Annotated in this window: 18 protein-coding genes and 1 tRNA gene; 3 read left to right on the plus strand and 16 right to left on the minus strand. The window is 33.0% G+C overall.

Features of this window, described 5'->3' with window-relative positions:
* Position 1 precedes the first annotated feature (1 nt).
* Together ACXHHC_RS10430 and ACXHHC_RS10435 are read right to left on the minus strand one after the other, a co-directional pair.
* Entirely contained in the window at positions 2 to 1,663 is a 1,662-nt protein-coding gene (locus ACXHHC_RS10430; RefSeq protein ID WP_458226317.1) for a S8 family peptidase, read from the minus strand.
* Positions 1,660 to 2,523 (minus strand): MBL fold metallo-hydrolase, encoded by an 864-nt coding sequence (locus ACXHHC_RS10435; RefSeq protein ID WP_458226318.1) that lies wholly within the window; start codon positions 2,521 to 2,523, stop codon positions 1,660 to 1,662. Before ACXHHC_RS10435 ends, ACXHHC_RS10430 begins: the two co-directional genes overlap by 4 nt.
* A 158-nt stretch (positions 2,524 to 2,681) precedes the next feature.
* On the opposite strand from ACXHHC_RS10435, the gene ACXHHC_RS10440 reads away from it, so the two are divergent.
* On the plus strand, positions 2,682 to 3,464 hold the full coding sequence (locus ACXHHC_RS10440) for a prohibitin family protein (protein WP_458226319.1): 783 nt from the start codon (positions 2,682 to 2,684) through the stop codon (positions 3,462 to 3,464).
* Between the two features lie 110 nt (positions 3,465 to 3,574).
* Here ACXHHC_RS10440 and ACXHHC_RS10445 read toward each other — a convergent pair whose 3' ends face one another.
* From ACXHHC_RS10445 to ACXHHC_RS10485, 9 genes are all read right to left on the minus strand, one after another.
* The gene (locus ACXHHC_RS10445; protein WP_458226320.1) at positions 3,575 to 4,444 is read right to left on the minus strand and encodes a family 16 glycosylhydrolase; all 870 of its coding nucleotides are present in this window, start codon (positions 4,442 to 4,444) and stop codon (positions 3,575 to 3,577) included.
* A gap of 182 nt (positions 4,445 to 4,626) precedes the next feature.
* Positions 4,627 to 5,106 carry a hypothetical protein gene (locus ACXHHC_RS10450; protein ID WP_458226321.1) on the minus strand — a complete coding sequence of 160 codons (480 nt, stop codon included), beginning with the start codon at positions 5,104 to 5,106 and terminating at the stop codon, positions 4,627 to 4,629.
* Positions 5,107 to 5,213: 107 nt separating this feature from the next.
* Positions 5,214 to 5,287, minus strand: a tRNA-Cys gene (locus ACXHHC_RS10455).
* 60 nt (positions 5,288 to 5,347) lie between these two features.
* On the minus strand, positions 5,348 to 5,704 hold the full coding sequence (gene folB, locus ACXHHC_RS10460; protein ID WP_458226322.1) for a dihydroneopterin aldolase: 357 nt from the start codon (positions 5,702 to 5,704) through the stop codon (positions 5,348 to 5,350).
* A gap of 29 nt (positions 5,705 to 5,733) precedes the next feature.
* The gene (locus ACXHHC_RS10465) at positions 5,734 to 6,333 is read right to left on the minus strand and encodes a nucleotidyltransferase family protein (protein WP_458226323.1); all 600 of its coding nucleotides are present in this window, start codon (positions 6,331 to 6,333) and stop codon (positions 5,734 to 5,736) included.
* On the minus strand, positions 6,330 to 7,334 hold the full coding sequence (locus ACXHHC_RS10470; RefSeq protein ID WP_458226324.1) for an XdhC family protein: 1,005 nt from the start codon (positions 7,332 to 7,334) through the stop codon (positions 6,330 to 6,332). Before ACXHHC_RS10470 ends, ACXHHC_RS10465 begins: the two co-directional genes overlap by 4 nt.
* A 22-nt stretch (positions 7,335 to 7,356) precedes the next feature.
* Positions 7,357 to 9,498 (minus strand): molybdopterin cofactor-binding domain-containing protein, encoded by a 2,142-nt coding sequence (locus ACXHHC_RS10475; protein ID WP_458226325.1) that lies wholly within the window; start codon positions 9,496 to 9,498, stop codon positions 7,357 to 7,359.
* Positions 9,498 to 9,968, minus strand: a complete 471-nt coding sequence (locus ACXHHC_RS10480; RefSeq protein WP_458226326.1) for a (2Fe-2S)-binding protein — start codon at positions 9,966 to 9,968, stop codon at positions 9,498 to 9,500. The genes ACXHHC_RS10475 and ACXHHC_RS10480 overlap by 1 nt, the downstream gene beginning before the upstream one ends.
* A 229-nt stretch (positions 9,969 to 10,197) precedes the next feature.
* Positions 10,198 to 11,316 (minus strand): hypothetical protein, encoded by a 1,119-nt coding sequence (locus ACXHHC_RS10485; protein WP_458226327.1) that lies wholly within the window; start codon positions 11,314 to 11,316, stop codon positions 10,198 to 10,200.
* A gap of 152 nt (positions 11,317 to 11,468) precedes the next feature.
* On the opposite strand from ACXHHC_RS10485, the gene ACXHHC_RS10490 reads away from it, so the two are divergent.
* Both ACXHHC_RS10490 and trxA read left to right on the plus strand, forming a co-directional pair.
* Positions 11,469 to 13,556 (plus strand): glutamine--tRNA ligase/YqeY domain fusion protein, encoded by a 2,088-nt coding sequence (locus ACXHHC_RS10490; RefSeq protein WP_458226328.1) that lies wholly within the window; start codon positions 11,469 to 11,471, stop codon positions 13,554 to 13,556.
* Between the two features lie 126 nt (positions 13,557 to 13,682).
* Entirely contained in the window at positions 13,683 to 14,042 is a 360-nt protein-coding gene (gene trxA, locus ACXHHC_RS10495) for a thioredoxin (protein WP_458226329.1), read from the plus strand.
* 61 nt (positions 14,043 to 14,103) lie between these two features.
* Here trxA and ACXHHC_RS10500 read toward each other — a convergent pair whose 3' ends face one another.
* The 5 genes from ACXHHC_RS10500 to ACXHHC_RS10520 form a co-directional block, all read right to left on the minus strand.
* Positions 14,104 to 16,377, minus strand: coding sequence for a TonB-dependent receptor plug domain-containing protein (locus ACXHHC_RS10500; RefSeq protein WP_458226330.1), 2,274 nt, complete (start codon positions 16,375 to 16,377; stop codon positions 14,104 to 14,106).
* Positions 16,370 to 17,254, minus strand: a complete 885-nt coding sequence (locus ACXHHC_RS10505) for a FecR family protein (protein WP_458226331.1) — start codon at positions 17,252 to 17,254, stop codon at positions 16,370 to 16,372. Before ACXHHC_RS10505 ends, ACXHHC_RS10500 begins: the two co-directional genes overlap by 8 nt.
* An 8-nt stretch (positions 17,255 to 17,262) precedes the next feature.
* Positions 17,263 to 17,775 carry an RNA polymerase sigma factor gene (locus tag ACXHHC_RS10510; RefSeq protein WP_458226332.1) on the minus strand — a complete coding sequence of 171 codons (513 nt, stop codon included), beginning with the start codon at positions 17,773 to 17,775 and terminating at the stop codon, positions 17,263 to 17,265.
* A gap of 87 nt (positions 17,776 to 17,862) precedes the next feature.
* Positions 17,863 to 18,831, minus strand: coding sequence for a hypothetical protein (locus ACXHHC_RS10515; RefSeq protein WP_458226333.1), 969 nt, complete (start codon positions 18,829 to 18,831; stop codon positions 17,863 to 17,865).
* Between the two features lie 169 nt (positions 18,832 to 19,000).
* Entirely contained in the window at positions 19,001 to 20,353 is a 1,353-nt protein-coding gene (locus ACXHHC_RS10520; protein ID WP_458226334.1) for a hypothetical protein, read from the minus strand.
* Positions 20,354 to 20,380: the final 27 nt, after the last annotated feature.

A 20,380-nucleotide genomic window follows, 5' to 3' on the forward strand; every position in this document is an offset into this window, starting at 1 on the left:
CCTATTTTTTTGCTTTTACCATAGCTTCTGCCATTAACAAAGCATTGTAAGCATTTACAATTCTACCACTCTTAGAGATTTCTGATAATTTTATTTTTTTACCATCTCCCTTTGGTAAATCCACTTCCATAGTTACCAAAGTACCAGAATTCATAATAATATGCTTTACCTGACTTGCAGACAACTGTGGATAGTACGAACGAATTAAAGCTGCTACACCAGCTGTGGCTGGAGAAGCCATAGAAGTACCACTTAACTTTTTGTACTCGTTATTAATTACAGTGTTGTAAATATCATGCCCTGGAGCAAATACATCTACACTTTGCTTTCCGTAGTTGGTAAAATCGGCCAATAATTTATCGTTGTAAAAACGTGTAATTGCCCCAACTGTTAAAAAGTTATCCGAAATTTCTTCTGCATTGTCTACATCCTTTGGAAAACTTGGTTTCTCATCAATATCTTGTGCATCGTTTCCTGCTGCATTTACAATTAACACATCTTTCTTTTCAGCATATTTAATGGCATCGTATACCCATTCTGCTTTAGGAGAATATCCTTTACCAAAACTTGTATTAATTACTTTTGCACCATTGTCTACAGCATAACGAATTCCTAAAGCTACATCTTTATCGTATTCATCTCCGTTAGGTACTACTCTTACTGCCATTAACAACGCATTGTCTGCAACTCCTTTAACACCAATATCGTTGGTTCTATCTGCTAAAATAATTCCAGAAACATGCGTTCCATGAATCTCATCCTCTGCCTGATCTTTTACATTATTATCTCCATAAACCTTCGTTTTCATAGAATACGCATCGTCATTTAATGCCACCCTACCATCAAACTCTAAATTATAGTAGGTATTCACTTTAGATGTATAGTAATCTACAGCACCTTCTAATTGCTCCATTTGCTCTGCAATAGAACTTCCCGAAGATAAAATTCTTATAGCGATGTCTTTCTTAGCATTTACTTCTTGAGACTCTGATACAGACCCTCTAACATCATCCAAAGTATAACTTGTCTTACCCGTTAATTTTTTCATGGCAACATCAATCCCTTTTAACATGTTTTGATACCCCATGTATTGCTGCTGTCCTTTTTTAGCCTCGTCTAAGTTTTCCTTATACTCTTCTTCCAAAGCCTTAAAAGCGGCATAGTCTTCTGCATCTTTTTTCTTAATGTCTACAGATGTTTTCCCCTCGTACTTTTTCTTTAAAGTTCTATACAATCTTGTAATTTCTAGGGTTTCATCGTAAGAAGGTCCTAAAAAGTTCCATCCATGTATATCATCTACAAAACCATTCTTATCATCATCTTTTCCGTTTCCAGCAATTTCTTTAGGATTGGTCCAAACTACATTTTTTAAATCTTCATGTTCTATATCCGAACCAGAATCTGTTACCGCAACAATTACAGGAACGCTCTTTTTTCCTTTTAAAAATTGATAGGCTTTTGCCAAACTCATTCCTGGAATAGAATCTGTAGCTAAATCTGCATGTGACCATGTATTTAACTGTTGCTCTGTAAATACTCTCTTTGCAGGTATTGCTACCGTTTTGGTATCTCCTGTTGGTACTGCAATTTTATGAATAGAACTACAACTAGCAGCTAAGGCTCCACCTGCTGCAAGCATTAAGATTTGTTTGTTTATTTTCATGTATTAAATATTTCTTTGAATGAATAGGTTTCTTTTAATCGTATTCCTTTTTCTGTTTGTTGAAGCGTGCAAAGTTCGTTGTGTGCATCGTGTTGTAAAAACAAGATGTATTCATTTTTTACAGCTTCTCCCAAAAATAGTTCTTTTTCGGACATTGTCAACAGCGGTCTTGTATCGTAACTCATTACGTAGGGCAATGGTATATGTCCTGTTGTAGGCAACAAATCGGCCATAAAAACCAACGTTTTCCCTTGGTATTGTATCATGGGTAGCATTTGTTTTTCGGTATGACCATCTGCATAAAATATGCCAAAATCTAACTCCGTACTAAACGCTTGTTGATTTCCGCCTATTTTAACGAATCTTAACTGCCCACTTTCTGCTATTGGCTGAATATTATCGGTTAAAAAAGAAGCCTTTTCTCTTGGGTTAGGCACTGTTGCCCATTGCCAATGCTCCTTATTAGACCAAAAAGTAGCATTTTTAAAAGCGGGTTCTAAAAAAGTTCGCTCTTTGTTCCATTGTATGGCACCTCCAACATGATCAAAATGCAGATGTGTTAAAAAAACATCGGTAATATCGTCTCTATGGAATCCTTTTTCTGCCAACGATTTGTCCAAACTAAAATCTCCCCACAGACTAAAATGACTAAAGAATTTTTCTGACTGTTTATTTCCCAAACCTGTGTCTATTAAAATCAAACGGTTCCCGTCTTCTATTAACAAACTTCTTGCAGTAATATCAATTTTATTATATGTATCTGCAGGATTTGTTCTTTGCCAAATTGCTTTAGGAACCACTCCAAACATAGCACCTCCATCTAACTTAAAATTTCCCGTTTCTATAGGATATAAGGTCATTAGAACTAATTTTCCTATAAAGCTAAAAAAAAGAAAGCTACAAGACTCTTTCTAAACAGAATCTATTTATGATAAAAGGCATAATTTATGATGATTTAAGTTATATTTAGGATGAAAATCCAAACATTCATTAGTGAAAATCATAAAACCATTAAACTATGAAAATTTCTAATTTTTCTATTTTTTGCATGGCTGCTGTTTTTTTAACCAGCTGTGCAGTAATTAAACCAGGACAAGTGGGTGTAAAACAAACACTGGGTAAATTCTCTGATAACGTAAAAACAAACGGAATTATTTTTTACAATCCACTAGTAAGTAAAGTTGTAAAAGAGTCTACACAAACAAGCAATATTAAATTGTTTTTAAGCTTGCCGAGTAAGGAAGGTTTAAGTGTACAGTCTGAAATTTCTATTCTATACCGATTAGAATCTAACAAGTTAAAATCTGTTTTAACCAATTTAGGACAGAACTACGAAAACGTAATTACAAGTGTTTTCCGTTCTTCTGCTTCTGATGTTTGTGCAAAATTCTACGCTAAAGACATGCACTCTGGAATGAGAGCTGATATTGAACATGAAATTAAAACAAAAATGAAAACCATCTTAGAAACACAAGCAGATGGTGTTGAGTTGATTGCTGTTTTAATGAAAAGTATTCAGTTGCCTAGAGGTTTGGCAAGTTCTATTGAAAGAAAGTTACAAGCAGAACAAGATGCCATGCGTATGAGATTTGTTATTGACCAAGAAAAACAAGAAGCTGAAAGAAAAATTATTAGAGCTACTGGAGAAAGAGATGCTCAGAAAATCTTAACAGAAGGGCTAACAGATGAGATTATTAAAATTAAATCTATTGAGGCTTTTAAAGAATTATCTAAATCTAACAACAGCAAAGTGATTATTACAGATGGTAAAACACCTTTGTTGATTAATGAAGATAAATAATCCTCAAAATTAAGTTGATTTGTTGATCCGTGTATTCGGTCTTAAGAAACAAAAAATGCTTCTTGATGAATTTCAAGAAGCATTTTTTATTAGATGGTTTTCACTAAATCTTATTTTAATCTCCAAGAACGAACCCAGTCGTAATAAGTTGTTCTGTCTTCTTTAGACTGTTTCATCCCTCCATCTGCCGGTGCTGGGTTCCAGTTATAAGTCTCAATCACCATTCTTAGTCTCATTTCTAAATCAAAGTCTGCTGGTGGAGTTACCTTATTTACCAATTTCCCATCTAAGAAAAACCAAACCTCATCTTTACTTTTCCACCAACATCCATACACGTGGTAATCATCGCAAACAGTTCCGTTTTCAATAGTTCCTTTAGATGGTGAATGATCTTTTACATAATCACATCCCTCAGGAATATCTCTACTGTGCAAATTAGAATTCATTTGCGTACTAAATTTTTGGGTAAATCCTTTATTGGTAGTAGTACGTCCAAAACATTCTTGAATGTCTAACTCCGTAGTTCTTTTATCACAACCCGTTGCACCTCTTTTGTCGTTAATTAACCAAAAAGTAGAAGACATAAATGTTTTGTTGGCTTTCATTCTACACTCGTAGTATCCATAGGTTCTACCCTCGTAAGATTCTATCTTTGCACCTCCATACGTAAACATTTTACCTTGCTTTTTTACAGGTTCCGAAAGTTTCTTTGCTGTTACTTGTAAACTACCGTCTTTTTGAGAAATATTTTCTTCTTGAAACAAACCTGGAGCTCTTCCTATCCAACCTCCGGTTGTTATCCATTTAGATTTATCTATTTTCTTTTTATTAAACTCATCTGACATTCCTTTGATAAGCTTCCATTTCTTACCACTGGTTTCTGGTGCTTGTCCCTTTAAAAAATAAGGTCCTTTCTGGGCAAAAGTAACAGCCGTAAAAAATAGGAAAATGTAAGCTAGTTTTTTGTGTGTATTATTCATGATATTGGTTTTACAAAGTCTTTATTGTTGACTTTGTAAAATTTGTCAAATCATTGTAATTACAACATCTCTTATGTGCTAAACAACAAAGCAATTGTCCAATTCTAAGGCTCTATTGTGACTCGACTCTTGTAGAAAAGAGTTAAGAAAAATATTTGACTGTTTAAACTTGAATGAGTAAACTACCTGAATATAAAACCAATACTTCTACTTTGATTTTGCTTATACAATAAAATCTTATTCCCATAGATATATAAAGTATCAGTATCTATTGCGGGTATTATTCCATACTTATCAAAATCCGTTGTATAATTTGGGGTAAAAGGAGGTTTAGCTTTTTGGTTTAAGAAACTACAATCTTTGCTATTTTGTTTTGTAATATTTAGAAATAGTCCCTCATTATTATCATTATTTTTATTTGATAGTATGATTTTATTCCCTTCTCTTCTGTAGGAACATGATACATGAATAATCTTTAAATCTTCATCAATATCATCGCACTTAAACTTATTTTTTAAAACACAATCCTTATCGTTTTTAAAGTGTAGTTCTAATATCCTACTCTTACTTTTATATTTAAATGTTTGTCCAAGTAAATCTTTAGTGCTGTTACAAGAAAAAAATACTATAGAAAGTGTTATGTATACTAAAAGTTCTTTCATTCTTTTTTTTTAAAGATATAAAAAACAATATCCAAAACTCCGACAAAAGAACATATTAGCTACAAATAAAAAAGCTCTTTCCAAAATTGGAAAGAGCTTAGTTTGTTTGGAGGCCTCGAGCGGATTCGAACCGCTGTACACGGTTTTGCAGACCGCTGCCTAGCCACTCGGCCACAAGGCCAAACGAGACTGCAAATTTATACAAATATTTGCTTTGGACAAGACTTCGTTTTAAAAAATATTATCTTTTTTTACTCATCTCAATCGTAACCGCTTCTACATCTCCTCCAATAGGTGGATTTAATTTAGAAAGTGCTACCGTTGCTTTGCTTATTAAGGAAATTTCGGAGAGTAAACGATCTAAAACACGTTGCACTACATGTTCCAATAACTCAGACCTTTGGCTTACTTCTTCCTTTACAATTTTGTTAATATGTACGTAATCTACAGTGTCTGCTAACTTGTCCGATGCAGCTGAAGTAGACAAATCTGCTTCAACTTCTACATCTACTCTATAATCTGATCCGATAAGTGCTTCTTCTTGCAAACAACCATGATTGCTATAAATACGTATGTTCTGAACTCTAATAATCCCCATATCTCTATTTTGATTGACAAAACTAAGAATTAAGAATCCATATTTTTCAATATTTTCTGATAATCTTCTTGAGTATCTACATCCCAAATTTCTCTGTCTATTTTAAATAGAGAAACCTGATCTATGTGTTTTTTCACAATCGTTTTTGCTCCATAATCATCGGACAGCTGCATCATTTCTTCAAAAAAAGAAGCATCGAAAACCGCAGGAACCCCAATGTAATTTTTACACCGTGTAACCGTAATTTTATTGATATGCTGAATGTGGTATTTAATTAAATCTTGAATATCTTGGGCCACCACTGTTGGTTGATCGGCGAGTAACAATACTACCTGGTCGTACTTTTGTAAGCTGTGAATTTCTGAGATTCCAAAAGCAATTGAACTTCCAATTCCTTGATCCCAATTCATATTAAACAAAATTTTAGAAGAGAAATCTTTAAGATGTTCACTTACGGTATTAAAGTTAGCTCCCAATACCACATAGGTATCGTTTTCACAAACCTGCAAAGCTTGCTGAACAACAACCGTTAACAAAATCTGATCTTTAATAGGCAATAACTGTTTGGGACTTCCCATTCTTTTGGAAGCTCCTGCTGCTAGTACCAATAAGGCCGTTTTGTTACTCATTCTATCGCTTTTAATGTTTTAGGCTGTAAGTGCTGTACTTCTTTGTTTTTGTTGATGGCAATAATTTCCGAAACAATGGAAACTGCAATTTCTTGCGGAGTTACCGAGCCTATATCTAAGCCAGTCGGTCCATAAATACAATCTAGAAATGCTTCCGAAATGTCTAAATCATCCTCTAGCAAATCGTTCATTAGCTTTTCTCTTCGCTTCACAGCTCCTAACAAACCAATGTATTTAGGTCTACTTTGTTTCAGTTCTCTTAAAAATAGTAAATCTTTTGCATAATTATGGTTCATTAACACAATTGCTGTTTCATTATCTATTTTTAGTTCCTGAATATTTCCTGCAGTGGTATGAATCACATGGTGCGCACCTTTAAAATCATGCTTAGATTTAAAGTCTTTACCCGATGCTACCACCGTTACTTTCCATCCCAGGAAATTTGCTTGTTGACTCAATGCAGCTGCATCGTGTTCCGCTCCAATAATGTACAACTGAAAAATAGGTTTCATTCGCTGATGAAAGCATTCCTCTCTAGCTGATGGACTCGAATTGGATAAAGGAAATTCATCATTTCTAAAGTTGACATACGTTTCTCCTTGAAACCTATCTAGTTCTATTGAATAATGAGTATTTAAATCAAATGGAATACGCTGTTCAAAGCAATTCTGAATCATCTTTACGATTGAGGCAGTTACTTTTAACTCTTCCAATAGAATATATAATACTCCCTCACATCCTAAACGATACCTCCCATCGTAGGTAATAATTTTAGACACTCCTGTTTTAAAGACCAATTGAGATTGTAATACGATTTCTTTCTCCACACATCCTCCACTTACTGCACCAACGTATTTTTCATCTTCAATCACCAACATTCTTACCCCCTCTTTACGGTACGATGAACCGTTTACAGCTACCAATGTAGCTAAAACGGTCTTTTTACCTTGCGAGGTAGCTCTTGTATAAGCTTGTAATATGTCTTTAAATTCGTGTGTCATTTCTTAATTTAAAATTCCTGACTTAAGAATCATACAAACCATTCTTGGCAAAAGGTTGTTTTCTTAATCGGTTTCCGTTGGCAGCAAAAATTGCATTGGCAATAGCAGCTCCTACAGGTGGTAAGGTTGGTTCTCCTAATCCTGTTGGAGGCTCATCACTCTCTATAAAAGAAATGTGAATTTCCGGAGCATCTTTTAATCGCCCTAATTTATATTGATGAAAATTACTATTTACAGGCACTCCATCTTTTACCAATTGCTCGCTATACATGGCATGTCCTAAACCGTCTACCAATCCACCTTCTGCTTGATTCATAGCTCCTAGTTTGTTCACTACAATTCCACAGTCTATGGCACAGTATATTTTAGTTACTACAGGTTTGTTGTCTTGTATTTCTACTTCTGCAATTTGTGCTACATGGCTATTGTGACTGTAATAAGCACTAATTCCTTGGTAAACTCCCTCTTTGGTTTTTCCCCAATTGGCATCTTGTGCTACTTTTTTAATTACTCCTTGGAATCTTTTAGGCGTATATTCCATTCCATCGTGTTTGTTCTTATCTGCTTCCTCTAACAAATCCAAACGCATTTGTACCGGGTCTGCTTTTAACTCATTTGCTACCTCATCAAAAAAACTTTGTTCTGCAAAGGCTAAAAAGTTGGTAACAGGTGCTCTCCAAGGGGCACATCTAATTTTACTTTTAATTCTATGAGACTCAAACAAGGTATTTGGAATGGCACCTTCTGGAAAATAATTAGCTAGTTTAGGCCACATCATATTGTTAATTACAGCCTCTTGCATATGGTATCCTGTAATTTTCCCATCTTTGATAGCCACTCTAATTTTATACTTTACCTTAGGTCTGTATAGACCTGTTTCCATATCATCCTCTCTAGTGTAGACCAACTTAACCGGCTTTTTAATGATATCTGAAATTTGAGCAACCTCTACCGCATAATCTCCAATTAAACGTCTTCCAAAACCTCCTCCAATTCTACATAGCTCTATACTTACTTCGTCTTCTTTTCTTTTTAATGTTCTTGCTACTTTACGAGCTGTGTTCTGAGGTGTTTGTATAGGGCCTTTTAACACAATCTTTTCGGCCGTTACATTGGCATAAAAATTCATAGGCTCCATGGTATTATGAGCCAAGAACGGAGCTTCGTATATTCTTTCTATTACTTGATCTGCTTCTTTAAAAGCTTTGGTAACATTTCCTTTTTTACCCCTTTCTTTAAACTTTCCACCTTCAAAAGCTTTTAGCATTAACTCGTCAAAATAAGCGGAGTCTTCTTTACTTTTAGCTTCTTTATACGTTGCTTTTACTGCTTTTTTTCCTTGAAAAACATTCCAGGTATTCGTTCCAATAACAGCAATGGTATTCCCAAAACTAATTACATCGGTAACTCCTTTTATCTTTTTGGCCTCTGTGGCATCAAAATCAATTAATTTTTCACCAAAACCTCTTGGATGAATAATCCCGGCATACACCATTCCTTCTTCGTGATAATCCATTCCATACAATGGAGCACCTTTGGTAATTTTAAAATTATCTACGTTTCTTTTTCCACTTCCAATAATCTTAAAGTCTTTAGGATCTTTTAACCTAATTTTCTCTGGAATTTCTAATTCAGCAGCTTTTAACACCACATCCCCATAGCCTAATTTTTTACCATTTGGACTGATGATCTCACCATCTTTGGTGTTACACTCGTCTGCACTTACATTCCATTCTTTAGCGGCAGCATTCACCAACATTTGCCTTGCTGTTGCTCCAGCTTCTCTTAAATGACTCCAGGAAAAACGAATGGACTGACTTCCTCCTGCTACTTGTCTTTTAAACTTTTTGGTATCTAAATTGGCCTGTACCACTCTAACGTGTTTCCATGGTACATCTAACTCCTCCGCTACAATCATTGGCATAGAAGTTTTTACCCCCTGACCTATTTCCGGGTTGGGAGCATAAATAGTTACCATTCCGTTTAAGGCAATTTCTATATAGGCATTAAATTCGTTGTAATCTAAAGACTCTAAGTTTATTGGTTGGTCGTTTTTAGATTTACAACTTTGTAAAAAGTTCACTCCAAAAATTACTCCAGTTCCAGAAAGTACCGATACTTTTAGGAACGTTTTTCTATCCATCTGAAATTGTTTTGTTCCCATTAGTTCGCAGCTTTTTGAGTGATTTCTACTGCAGTTTCCACTGCCTTTTCTATTCTTTTATACGTAGCACATCTACAAATGTTTCCGTGCATGGCATCTTTTATTTCCTCTTTTGTTGGATTTTCGTTCTGCGATAAAAATGCAGAAGCCGTCATGATCTGACCTGCTTGACAATAACCACATTGAGGTACATCTATCTCTCTCCATGCTTGCTGAACCGGATGTTCATTAGTATCGGACAATCCTTCTATGGTGGTAATTTCAGCATCACCAACAATAGAAATGGGCAACAAACAACTACGTGTTATAATTCCGTCCATATGAATAGAACAAGCACCACACTGACCCACTCCACAACCAAACTTGGTTCCTATTAGTTTTAACTCATCTCTTAAAACCCATAATAAGGGAGTTTCTCCATCCACATCTACTGTGTAGGATTTTTTGTTAACTGAAAGATTGAATGCCATTAGATTGTTTTTTTATTTGTATCAATTCGATCTATTGAAAAATCTATACCAATACATCAAATTTCTTACCAAATATACATTTAGAACTAGGCTATTTACAAGCATATATGTTCATAATTAAAGCAGATTTTTACCTAAAAGGAATAATTTAGTGCAAACACATATGTTTTAAAACAAAAAAGCCTTCTGTGTTTACAGAAGGCTAAGCTATTGCGTGTACTAAAATACTTTATTCTTGATATGTAAAATCTACGGTAACTTTAGAGCTTTCATTGTATCCATCTGGATCCAAGTCTATACTTTCAAATTCTTTTTCATAACCAATTATTAAACCTTCTTTATATGTATTAATCCACTTTGTTGTTTCTGTCCTTTCATCAACTTTAAATATAGATAGAACCTCTACTAATTTAGAATTTAAATAGTTATAAATTTCTTCATTAGTACTGAAAACCGTTCCGTTTTTATTAAACAAAGTCTTCCTTTTTAAAATGATTTCATTCTCAGAGTTATACTCATAACTAAACTCTCTTTCTTTATAATCTAAAACCTTTATACCACCATCATATTTTTTCTCATTCGTTTCTAATAAAAGTCCATCATTGTTATATAAGCGGTTAAAAATATATCTACAATAAAGTGAATGGGGAGGATTATTCTCATATAAAAACTTTTCTACACCATCTCCTTTACTGTTAAAATGAGTTAAACCCCATAAATAAAAGCTCCCTGAATCTCTATTAAATCTTTCCAAGATACTTGTCTTTATATTTCCATTTTCATGATAGTGTAAATAACGTTTTATATTACTATTATCCATTAAAGTCTCCTTCATCAGTCCATTTGGCCAATATTCCACTATCTGTACATAGTTAATGCTTTGATTATCATAAAACTGCCTTGTAATTTCACCTTTATCATCTTTATAGAAACTAATCCACTTTTTAATTTCATCCGTATCAGAATTGTACTGAATCAATTTTAAATGATTTGCATTTACTACTTCCTTTTTAAAATAGTAAGTTTCTTCTCTCGTAATGGTTTCATCCATGTGTTGAAATTCACGAAGTAAAGTTAAGTCTACAGACTTGCCTTGTTCAAAAGAAGCATCTATACTTTCAAATATATCTTTTCCTGGTACCATTGGAATCACATCATCAGGAAAGTTAAAAGTATAAATTCCCTCTGAATCAATTAAAACACTCTCTACGTACTCCGTAACTATATCTTTATTATCTATTAAAGTACCCTTGTCATCATCATCAATGTTCACATCATTAGATGAACATCCTAGGAATAATAAAACAAAGAAAATTGCAAGAAAATTAATTTGTCTTTTGTTGGCCATAGCATTAAATATTTTTAAAGGCTAATATACTCCATTTAACCAATTCTTAACCCCTTGCTTTAGAACCAGAATTAGCTTTTAATCATTCCCTAACATTATCTCGCTAGTCAATCGAATTTCATTAAATTTGTGGCTTAAATTATTTGGTTGAAATGGCAGAGAAGAAATCACTAAACTTTATTGAACAAATTATAGAAGAAGATTTGGCAAATGGATTAGACCCTAAAAATCTAAGATTCCGTTTTCCACCAGAACCTAATGGGTATTTACACATTGGGCATGCAGCTTCTATTTGTTTAAATTTTGGATTGGGAGAAAAATACAAAGCTCCCGTAAATCTTCGTTTTGATGATACCAACCCAGCAAAGGAAGAGCAGGAATATGTAGATGCTATTAAAAGAGATGTTGCTTGGTTAGGTTTTCAGTGGGACAAAGAATTGTACTCTTCAGACTATTTCCAGCAATTGTACGATTGGGCAATTCAGTTTATAAAAGACGGTAAAGCCTACGTTGATTTGCAATCTTCTGAAGAAATAGCAAAACAAAAAGGAACACCTACAGAACCTGGTGTTGCAGGACCATACAGAGATACAACTCCTGAGGAAAACTTGGCTTTATTTGACAAAATGAAGAATGGAGAGTTTAACGAAGGACAAGCTATATTACGTGCTAAAATAGATATGACACATAATAACATGCACATGCGTGATCCTATTATGTATCGTATTTTAAAGAAACATCACCACAGAACAGGGAATGATTGGGTAATTTATCCAATGTACGATTGGACTCATGGTGAATCTGATTACTTAGAAGAAATTACACATTCTCTATGTACATTGGAGTTTAAGAGCCATAGAGATTTGTACGAATGGTATTTAGAACAAGTGTACACAGCTGAGGATACAAAACCGAAACAGCGTGAATTTGCTCGTAGAAACATTAGTTATACAGTAATGAGTAAACGTAAGTTGTTACAATTGGTAAACGAAGGTCATGTAGCTGGATGGGACGATCCGCGTATGCCTACCATTTCTGGTTTGCGTAGAAGAGGATATACACCCGACTCTATTAAGAAGTTTAGCGAAGTAGCAGGTATTTCTAAAAGAGACAATGTTACCGATGTTGCTTTATTAGAATTCTGTATTAAGGATGAATTAAACAAAACAGCTCCACGTGTAATGGCTGTTTTAGACCCTGTAAAATTGGTTATTGACAACTATCCAGAAGATAAAGAGGAAATTTTAATTGCAGAGAACAATCCTGAAGATGAAAATGCAGGAGACAGAAAAGTTCCTTTTTCTAAAGAAATATTTATTGAAAGAGAAGACTTTAGAGAACAAGCAAACAAAAAATTCTTCCGATTAAAATTAGGAGGAGAAGTTCGTTTAAAGAACGCATACATTATAAAAGCGGAATCTGTAGAAAAAGACGAAAACGGAAATATTACCGTAATTCACTGTACTGCCGATTTAGATTCTCGTTCTGGATCTGGTACAGAAGCAAGCCAACGTAGAGTAAAAGGAACCATTCATTGGGTAAGTAGCAAACATGCTCAACCTGCTGAAGTTCGTTTATACGATCGTTTGTTTAAAGATGAAGCTCCAGATAGTCACAAGGATATTGATTTTAAAGAATTTATAAACCCTAATTCACTTAAAGTAATTGAGGCCTTGGTTGAACCTAGTTTGTTAGATTCTACACCAGGAGATAGATTTCAGTTTCAACGTAAAGGATATTTCTGTGCAGATGTAGATAGTACTTCTGATAAATTGATTTTTAACCGTACGGTTGGATTAACAGATTCTTGGGCAAAGCAAGAGAAGAAAGCTGCTCCTGCTGCCAACGATGCTAATTACGATGCCATTGTTCCATTGGCTGGAAAATATTTAAAGGCTCGTTCTAACGAAGACAGGCAAGCTATTTTAGCAGATATTGAACCTTTGGCTGCCAAAGTAAATACAGAGGCCTTGGCTAAGAAATTAAGCGAAGCTATTGCAAATAAAGATGTATTGGCTGGTTTGTTAACCTTAAAGTACGTAGGAATTACAACAGACGAGCAAAAAGCATTTTTAACAAAAGGACTAGGTATGAAAAATGGAGCTATTAAGTTAGAAGCCATTAACCTTACCGTTGCAGAGGCTACCTTACTCGCAGATAACAAAGCCCAATTGGAAGCTATTTTAACCGAAGAAAAAAGCCCTTATATTAAAGAAATTATAGAAAAAGCATTGGCTTAAAGGAATTAAAATCGGGAAGTTTTCTTCTCGATTTTTTTTGACTTTTACTCCGCTTTAGCCTTATGTAATATTTGATACTGAACAACGACTTAGTATTCAGTAATATTGACTGATAAAAACAAAATCATGGTACAAACAATCACAAAACAAGATTTTTTAGATAAAGTATTCAATTTCGAAGAATCTCAAGAATGGGATTTTGCTGGAGAAGTTCCTGCAATTATAGATTTCTACGCAGACTGGTGTGGTCCTTGTAAAGCGCTAGCTCCGTTGCTAGAGGAATTACAAAAAGAATACAATGGAAAGATTAACATTTACAAAGTAGACACCGAGGCAGAACAAGAATTGGCTGGTGCTTTTGGAATTCGTTCTATTCCATCTTTATTATTTTGTCCTAAAGGAGAAAAGCCACAAATGGCTCAAGGAGCTTTACCTAAGCAACAATTTGAAGAGTTGATAAAAGATATTTTAAAGGTGGAAAAGTAAGACCCAATCTTACACCAAAAAAAACTCTATTAAGGTATTTTACCATAATAGAGTTTTTTATTTAAAAATCAAATCGTAAGCTAACATTAGGAGTTATTTTTAAAGACGAATTGTTCGTCTCAACCAACTGATCATCATCTAAAGTATAATATCGTTTGATTACATTTTTTCTATTTGTAACATTTAATGTTCCAATAGAAAGAACACCTTTTAAATTAGGATTTAGACGAAATTGATACTTAGTAGAAATGTCTAAACGAAAATAATTTGGTAACATTTCACCATTAGGGACATCGTAATTTACTTGTCTAACTCCACTAATGTTTATTATTTCATTTCCTTTAACAGGTTTTGTATATAGATTCCCTGTCTTCCAATTTATTCCTGCCGATAAGGTTAATTTTTTATTAAAATGAATGTTTCCCCCAATATTTAAAGAATGTTCCACATGCACATTATTTCTAAAATGTTTGGGAGCAAAACTTGGAAAAGTATAATCGTTCCTGCTAATTATATACCCTATCCAAGTACTAAAGTTGTCTGTTCTTTTGTTTATTAAAAACTCTGTTCCCAAAACATCGTAATCTCCCGAAGCATCTACAAATTGAAAATTATTATAAAATCCTTGACTTAAAGCTGTAATGCCTTTTACACTCTTAAAAAAAGTTGTCAATTCTCCGTAGTAACCGTTTTTAGCAAATTCTAAACCGTAAGAATATTGTTGACTTTTAAGAATAGGCCGATTTTGATTATTTGAAAGCACCCACCTTCTGTTTTCTATGCTCAAGAAATTATCCTTAAAATCAACTGTTTGATTCACTGTTTGGTGCTTAGCTTCTGTTAAAAATTTAAGTTTTAGATATCTATTCAACTTTCGTTTATAAATAAATCGAGGCTCTACAATTGTTTTTTTCCATTTGTCAAAATAGTTTAACCGCAATCCAGCTCTTACATAATCCTTCCCTTTAGCAATTTCTAGTTCTGAATACATTACAGTTTCTAGTAAAACTTTTTTTAAGGTTCTTCTTAAACTTGGAATACTAACCACTGTTTTATTTAAGGCTCCTGTTTCATAAAAATGACCTCCAAATAAAAACGTATAACCTGGTTTAAAACTCCAGTGATTATCTAGTTTAACTGCATTTTCAATAATATTGTTCTTTTGCTGAATAGACTGATTAAGACTTAATTTTTCGTCAAAAGAATTAATGGTATAGTTGGTATGATATAGATTTATTTTAGACCTAAGTTTAGCATTCCAATCATGTTCCCAGTTAAAACCCACAGCTATTTTTTTTTGATTTAGAGAACTTCTTTTTCTCAGGTTCCCATTTAGTTCTTCAACATAATCCAATTCGTTTTCGATATTAAAAAAATTAAAACGAACCTTATTTTTGGTATTGAAATCGTATAAAATTCGAAAGCTATAATCGTGAAAATTAAATTTTGAATTATAGTTTACATCTGGAATTTTATTTTCTGTTTGAATCTCACTTCCCTGAAAAGTTTTTAAATAGTAATTATTGTAAGTGATTGTGTTTACAATACCACTTAGAGATTTTCTTCCTGATAGTTGGAACGTAATTTTCTTAGATATTGGCAATTCAAAATAAGTACTGGTCGCTAATAAATCAGAGCCTATACCTCCAGAAAATCTATTTGCCAATTTATTTTTAGTAACTAAATTAATGGTACTAGAAACTCCATCTCCATATTTACTACTTGTCCCGTTTTTTATTACTTCTACTTTACTTATCAGATTGGCATCATAGGCAGAAATCAAACCAAAAAAATGACTGTAATGGTACATTTTAATTCCGTCCAATAAAACCAAATTTTGATCATTGGTCCCCCCTCTTATATTCAGATAATTTATATCATCATTTTCGCTTTCAACACCAGGAATTACCTGAATAGTTTGCATGATGTCCGTTTGAGTAAGTCCCGGCAATATTCCAAATTCTTTCGTATTTAAAGCAATGCTTCCATCTTTTTGCTTTTCTAAACCAGGAGTTAAATAAGTAAGTGTTACAGGTGTTAAGTATTCTATTTTATTTTGCTGGGGGATAATGGTTATATACCTTTTATCTAGTACTTTAAAAACTAGTTTTGTATTACTCTCTAAAAAAGTAATTGCTCCATCCAAAGAGGTAATTTTATCTTCTTTTTTCACAAAAACATTTTCAATATTTTTAGGATTAGAAGTAAACTTTACTTGAAATTTCTCTTCATATATTTTTAAAAGTTCAACCAAAGGAATTCCTTTCTTCTGTCCAAATAAAGAAGAAGTAACTATTAAAAAGTAAGAGAAAAATAAAAAAGTTCTTTTATTCATTCTTAAACAGGCTAACTTTTTTATTTTCTATTTTAAATTTTAGATTCAGTGGCAAACAAATAGTGTTTAAAGCTACTTCTAAATTATCATGAGGAAAAGCTCCTCTGAACAATTTATTTCCATCAATTTTACTTCTATCCAAATCTATCAAATAATGTCTTTCCAAATCGTCTAAAACAACGTGCAAAGCCACATTCTCATAACTAGACTCCTTTAACATCCAACTTGGCAATTTATTATTGGTGGTAGTATATTGTTCTTTCACAACATCTTTTACGCTAAAGCTTTTACCTGCCGTTAAAATGGTTTCCGTGTGATTGTGTTTCACTTTTACTTTTCCGTGATAACAGACTACCTCAAAATACTTATCACGGTCTTTTATGTTGAATTCCGTTCCTAATACTTGAACAAATCCATCTTTTAACTTCACGGTAAAACGCTTTCCTTTAGCTACCTTAAAATAAGCTTCTCCTGATAGAGCTAACACTCTTTCTTTATCCCAATTCTCCTTTTGATAAAAAACCTTAGACCCAGCATTTAAAGTTACTTTAGAATTATCTGGCAATACAAGTACTTCATTTTCAGCAACTCCAGTTTCTACAATTGTTTCTTTTGTAAGAAACCAAAAATAACTTGCAGACATTACTAATAATACTAGAGAAGCTGCCGCTAAAAATATCTTTTTTAGATAAAAAACCTTAGTAGGTTTCCTATCAAAGCGCTCTTTAAAATCGTTATAAGAGTTGTTAACATTTACTTCGGGTATTTCTATATGTTTAAGATAATGGCTCATTTTTTCTAAGCTACTTACTTGCTCAGAACTTAAAAATTCTTTTTCCCCATTCAACCACTTGTGCATATTTTCTTCTTGTTTCATGAGATCTATTATTTGGTGAATTTCGTTTTAACATTCAATGCTTTTATAGCTAATGACATTCTGTTTTCTACTGTTTTTATTGAAATATTCAGTATTTCCGATATCTCACGATACTTTTTATCTTCTATTCTATTCAATAAAAAAACCACTCTTTGTTTCTCTGGTAATGCAGCAATTCTATCTAGTAAATCTTGTTTAAACTCTTTTTCTTCCAGAATATACTCCGGATTTTGATTATCCCTATCAAAATATGGTGTCTCCTTTTGATAAGTAAACACCACTTTTTGATGTTTAATTCTATTTAAATATAAATTTTGAATACTCGTAAACAGATAAGATTTTGCTTTTGTGAAATCAATTTTACTACAATTCTCCCATATATTAGAAAAAGCTTCTTGCACTAAATCATGAGAGTTGTCTTGTCTCCCATTTTTATAAAAAGCAAAATTTATTGCTGATTGAAAATGAGTTTTATAAAAAGATTCAAAGTATTTTTCATCGCATAAAGTAGGTTTACTCATATCAATAATTCTAAGTATTGGAAAAGAGTAAAGCGTTAAAATTATGTTTTTAAGCTCCACTCTCTCCTTGTTATATCAAAAGTTTTTTTAATTATTCTTTACTACGGAAATAAACTCTTCTATGTTATTTATTTCTACCGGAATTCTATCATCTGATCTACTGATTAAGTTGATAGGATAATTTACAGTATAATATTCTGGTACATCATCCACAGGATAAAACTCAATATCTTCACTTGCAAATGCTGATGTATTTGCTGCTGTAATAATATTTACAGGATATTGCACTTTATAATTGCTAAACCTTCCTCTATTATCTAAATGCTCCTCATCATACAGACTTTGCTCCCCTTTAAGATCCAACAAACTAGAAACTACAAAGCGATCATACTCATAGTTTATAATTGTAACAGGGAAAATAATATCTACTTGTCTAAACGTACTAAATATCTCCCTTGCAGCCTCAAGAGATATATTGTCTTTAATTTCAATAGTTTCTCCTCCAATCATTACTGTATAAGGATATTCTATCTTAATGTTTGGTGAATTATCAATAAAATCATCTAATTGTCCATCTAACTGTGTAATGTATTTTAGCTCTTCAATAAACTCTATGAAATTTTGTGTATTAATTTCTTCAGCAACATCATTAAGTTGAGAATTATTTGCTAACGATTCTTCCTCTTCATTTGCTACATTTATGATTATTAAGGGGTATTTAACAGAAATAGTCACTTCATTTAAATTAACCTCCCTTAAAAAATTTAACAAATCCTGATTGTTCGTAAAAGCAAAATCGTTACTTCTATCAATAGTTTGATTATACGTTACAATAGATATGGGATATTTAATTTCTTGACTTTCATCCAAAATTAACGTTTGTAGGTCATTAATACTGGTGGTCTGAAGTTTTGCATTCTGATTTTGTGAATTGTTTTCTTCTACCAATTCATTTTCTTCTGTTTGGCATGAATTAATGCCAATCGCAAGAAATAAAATAGGGAATAACAATAGCTTTGCAAAGCTCGTCACTCTTGTTTTGTGATTTGATTTCATAATATTCATATTGAGTTTATATTATGTATGACAATTCATGATTGTGTTTCCCTAAAAATTTCTTCAAAATAATAAAGTTTTTTTTCAAACAACTAACTCTTTAGTACACTCAAAAAAAAAAGCCTTACAAATAATTTGAAAGGCTTCTTACTAATTCACAATATGTTATCTAAAACTTCATACTAAAACCAATATAAGGTCTTACTTGGTTTACAGGTCCAAAAGTTCCATCGTCTTTTTGAGCGTAAGTCCACTGATAGTCTACCCCTGTTTCCATAAACTGGTTTAATCTATAAGTAACAATTACATTGGCTAAAGAGTTTCCATTAAATTTAAATGCATCTCCCAAGTCTGTTAATGCAGATTTAGAATAACGTCCTCTTGCTTTAAATTTAGCTATTTCTTTGGTCTGTAATGTCAACCCTACAATAGCACCTCTATTGCTATTATCCAAATCGTCTGGTAACAATAATTCTCCTTCTACTTTTACTAAGTTTAAAATTTCGGTTCCTAAACGCCCATAAATACCTTGAGCTTTTTCTGCAGAAACCAATTCTAGTAAACGAGCATCTTTGTTAATTTCATATCCAAAATTGTAGAATTGTGGAATGTAATTTTCTCCATACCATTGTCTTTCTATACGAGCATTTAAATGAAAAACCTTGGCTACAAAATTAACACCTACCTCTAATCCTGCAGCAAAACCTGCTCCCGTATCGTAAGAAGCTGTAGGATTGGCTGTGGTTAAATAATTTGCCAATGCATCGTTTTTATTCAATCGAGCGTACTGAACATCTGTTGTTAACTCTAGCATGTTATTTTTTAATAACGTAGCCCCAACATCTACTCCAAAAGCACTGTTACCATCTCTGGTAAAAGTAGTATTGGTTGTTGTACCATTTTCTGTTACTTCCTCAAAATCATCTTTATCGGTTACTAAACTCACCCCAAATTCAATGGTATTTACAATTGGAATTTCCATAGCACCAAAAGGCTTATAATAAGGTCTTACTGCTAATAACTTCATGCTTCCATCAAAGTTTAAATCGCTGTAAATAGCTTCCAATCCAATTTTTTTCTTGAATAATAAATCAGCACTAACTCCTACTTTTCTTCTTTCAAAAGATACCGCATTGGTGTAATTTCCTAAAATAGCACCATATCCTAATTCCTCTCCCGTCATATCTCCTAATTTTACATAAATAGGATCTGTTTTTTTACGTCCGTAACGTAAATAGCGAACCATACGAAGTACTCCTACTCCGTTTTTAAACTCTTCTGTTCTTAATTCACCATCTTCTATATTAAACAATAAAGGTACATCTAGTCCTAAACCAAATTTCCCAAAGGTAAACTCTGGTTGTAAACGAAGACCAACAAAAGTTTGCTCTCCAATATTGGTAACTCCAACGTTACCAGAAAGTACATTTTCTTCCTCAAAAGAGCTTTCAAAATCCTTTTGAGCAAATCCTACTTGAAAACATAAAAATGTCATCAAAATTAAACGAATGGAATTTTTCATCTTTTTAAATTATTTGTTTTATAAGTT

The sequence above is a fragment of the Wenyingzhuangia sp. IMCC45574 genome, assembly GCF_054182685.1.

Coding starts and splice junctions, on each gene's coding strand:
- ACXHHC_RS10430 (WP_458226317.1), bottom strand. CDS start 1,663: ATGAAAATAAACAAACAAATCTTAATGCTTGCAGCAGGTGGAGCCTTA.
- ACXHHC_RS10435 (WP_458226318.1), bottom strand. CDS start 2,523: ATGACCTTATATCCTATAGAAACGGGAAATTTTAAGTTAGATGGAGGT.
- ACXHHC_RS10440 (WP_458226319.1), top strand. CDS start 2,682: ATGAAAATTTCTAATTTTTCTATTTTTTGCATGGCTGCTGTTTTTTTA.
- ACXHHC_RS10445 (WP_458226320.1), bottom strand. CDS start 4,444: ATGAATAATACACACAAAAAACTAGCTTACATTTTCCTATTTTTTACG.
- ACXHHC_RS10450 (WP_458226321.1), bottom strand. CDS start 5,106: ATGAAAGAACTTTTAGTATACATAACACTTTCTATAGTATTTTTTTCT.
- folB (WP_458226322.1), bottom strand. CDS start 5,704: ATGGGGATTATTAGAGTTCAGAACATACGTATTTATAGCAATCATGGT.
- ACXHHC_RS10465 (WP_458226323.1), bottom strand. CDS start 6,333: ATGAGTAACAAAACGGCCTTATTGGTACTAGCAGCAGGAGCTTCCAAA.
- ACXHHC_RS10470 (WP_458226324.1), bottom strand. CDS start 7,334: ATGACACACGAATTTAAAGACATATTACAAGCTTATACAAGAGCTACC.
- ACXHHC_RS10475 (WP_458226325.1), bottom strand. CDS start 9,498: ATGGGAACAAAACAATTTCAGATGGATAGAAAAACGTTCCTAAAAGTA.
- ACXHHC_RS10480 (WP_458226326.1), bottom strand. CDS start 9,968: ATGGCATTCAATCTTTCAGTTAACAAAAAATCCTACACAGTAGATGTG.
- ACXHHC_RS10485 (WP_458226327.1), bottom strand. CDS start 11,316: ATGGCCAACAAAAGACAAATTAATTTTCTTGCAATTTTCTTTGTTTTA.
- ACXHHC_RS10490 (WP_458226328.1), top strand. CDS start 11,469: ATGGCAGAGAAGAAATCACTAAACTTTATTGAACAAATTATAGAAGAA.
- trxA (WP_458226329.1), top strand. CDS start 13,683: ATGGTACAAACAATCACAAAACAAGATTTTTTAGATAAAGTATTCAAT.
- ACXHHC_RS10500 (WP_458226330.1), bottom strand. CDS start 16,377: ATGAATAAAAGAACTTTTTTATTTTTCTCTTACTTTTTAATAGTTACT.
- ACXHHC_RS10505 (WP_458226331.1), bottom strand. CDS start 17,254: ATGAAACAAGAAGAAAATATGCACAAGTGGTTGAATGGGGAAAAAGAA.
- ACXHHC_RS10510 (WP_458226332.1), bottom strand. CDS start 17,775: ATGAGTAAACCTACTTTATGCGATGAAAAATACTTTGAATCTTTTTAT.
- ACXHHC_RS10515 (WP_458226333.1), bottom strand. CDS start 18,831: ATGAAATCAAATCACAAAACAAGAGTGACGAGCTTTGCAAAGCTATTG.
- ACXHHC_RS10520 (WP_458226334.1), bottom strand. CDS start 20,353: ATGAAAAATTCCATTCGTTTAATTTTGATGACATTTTTATGTTTTCAA.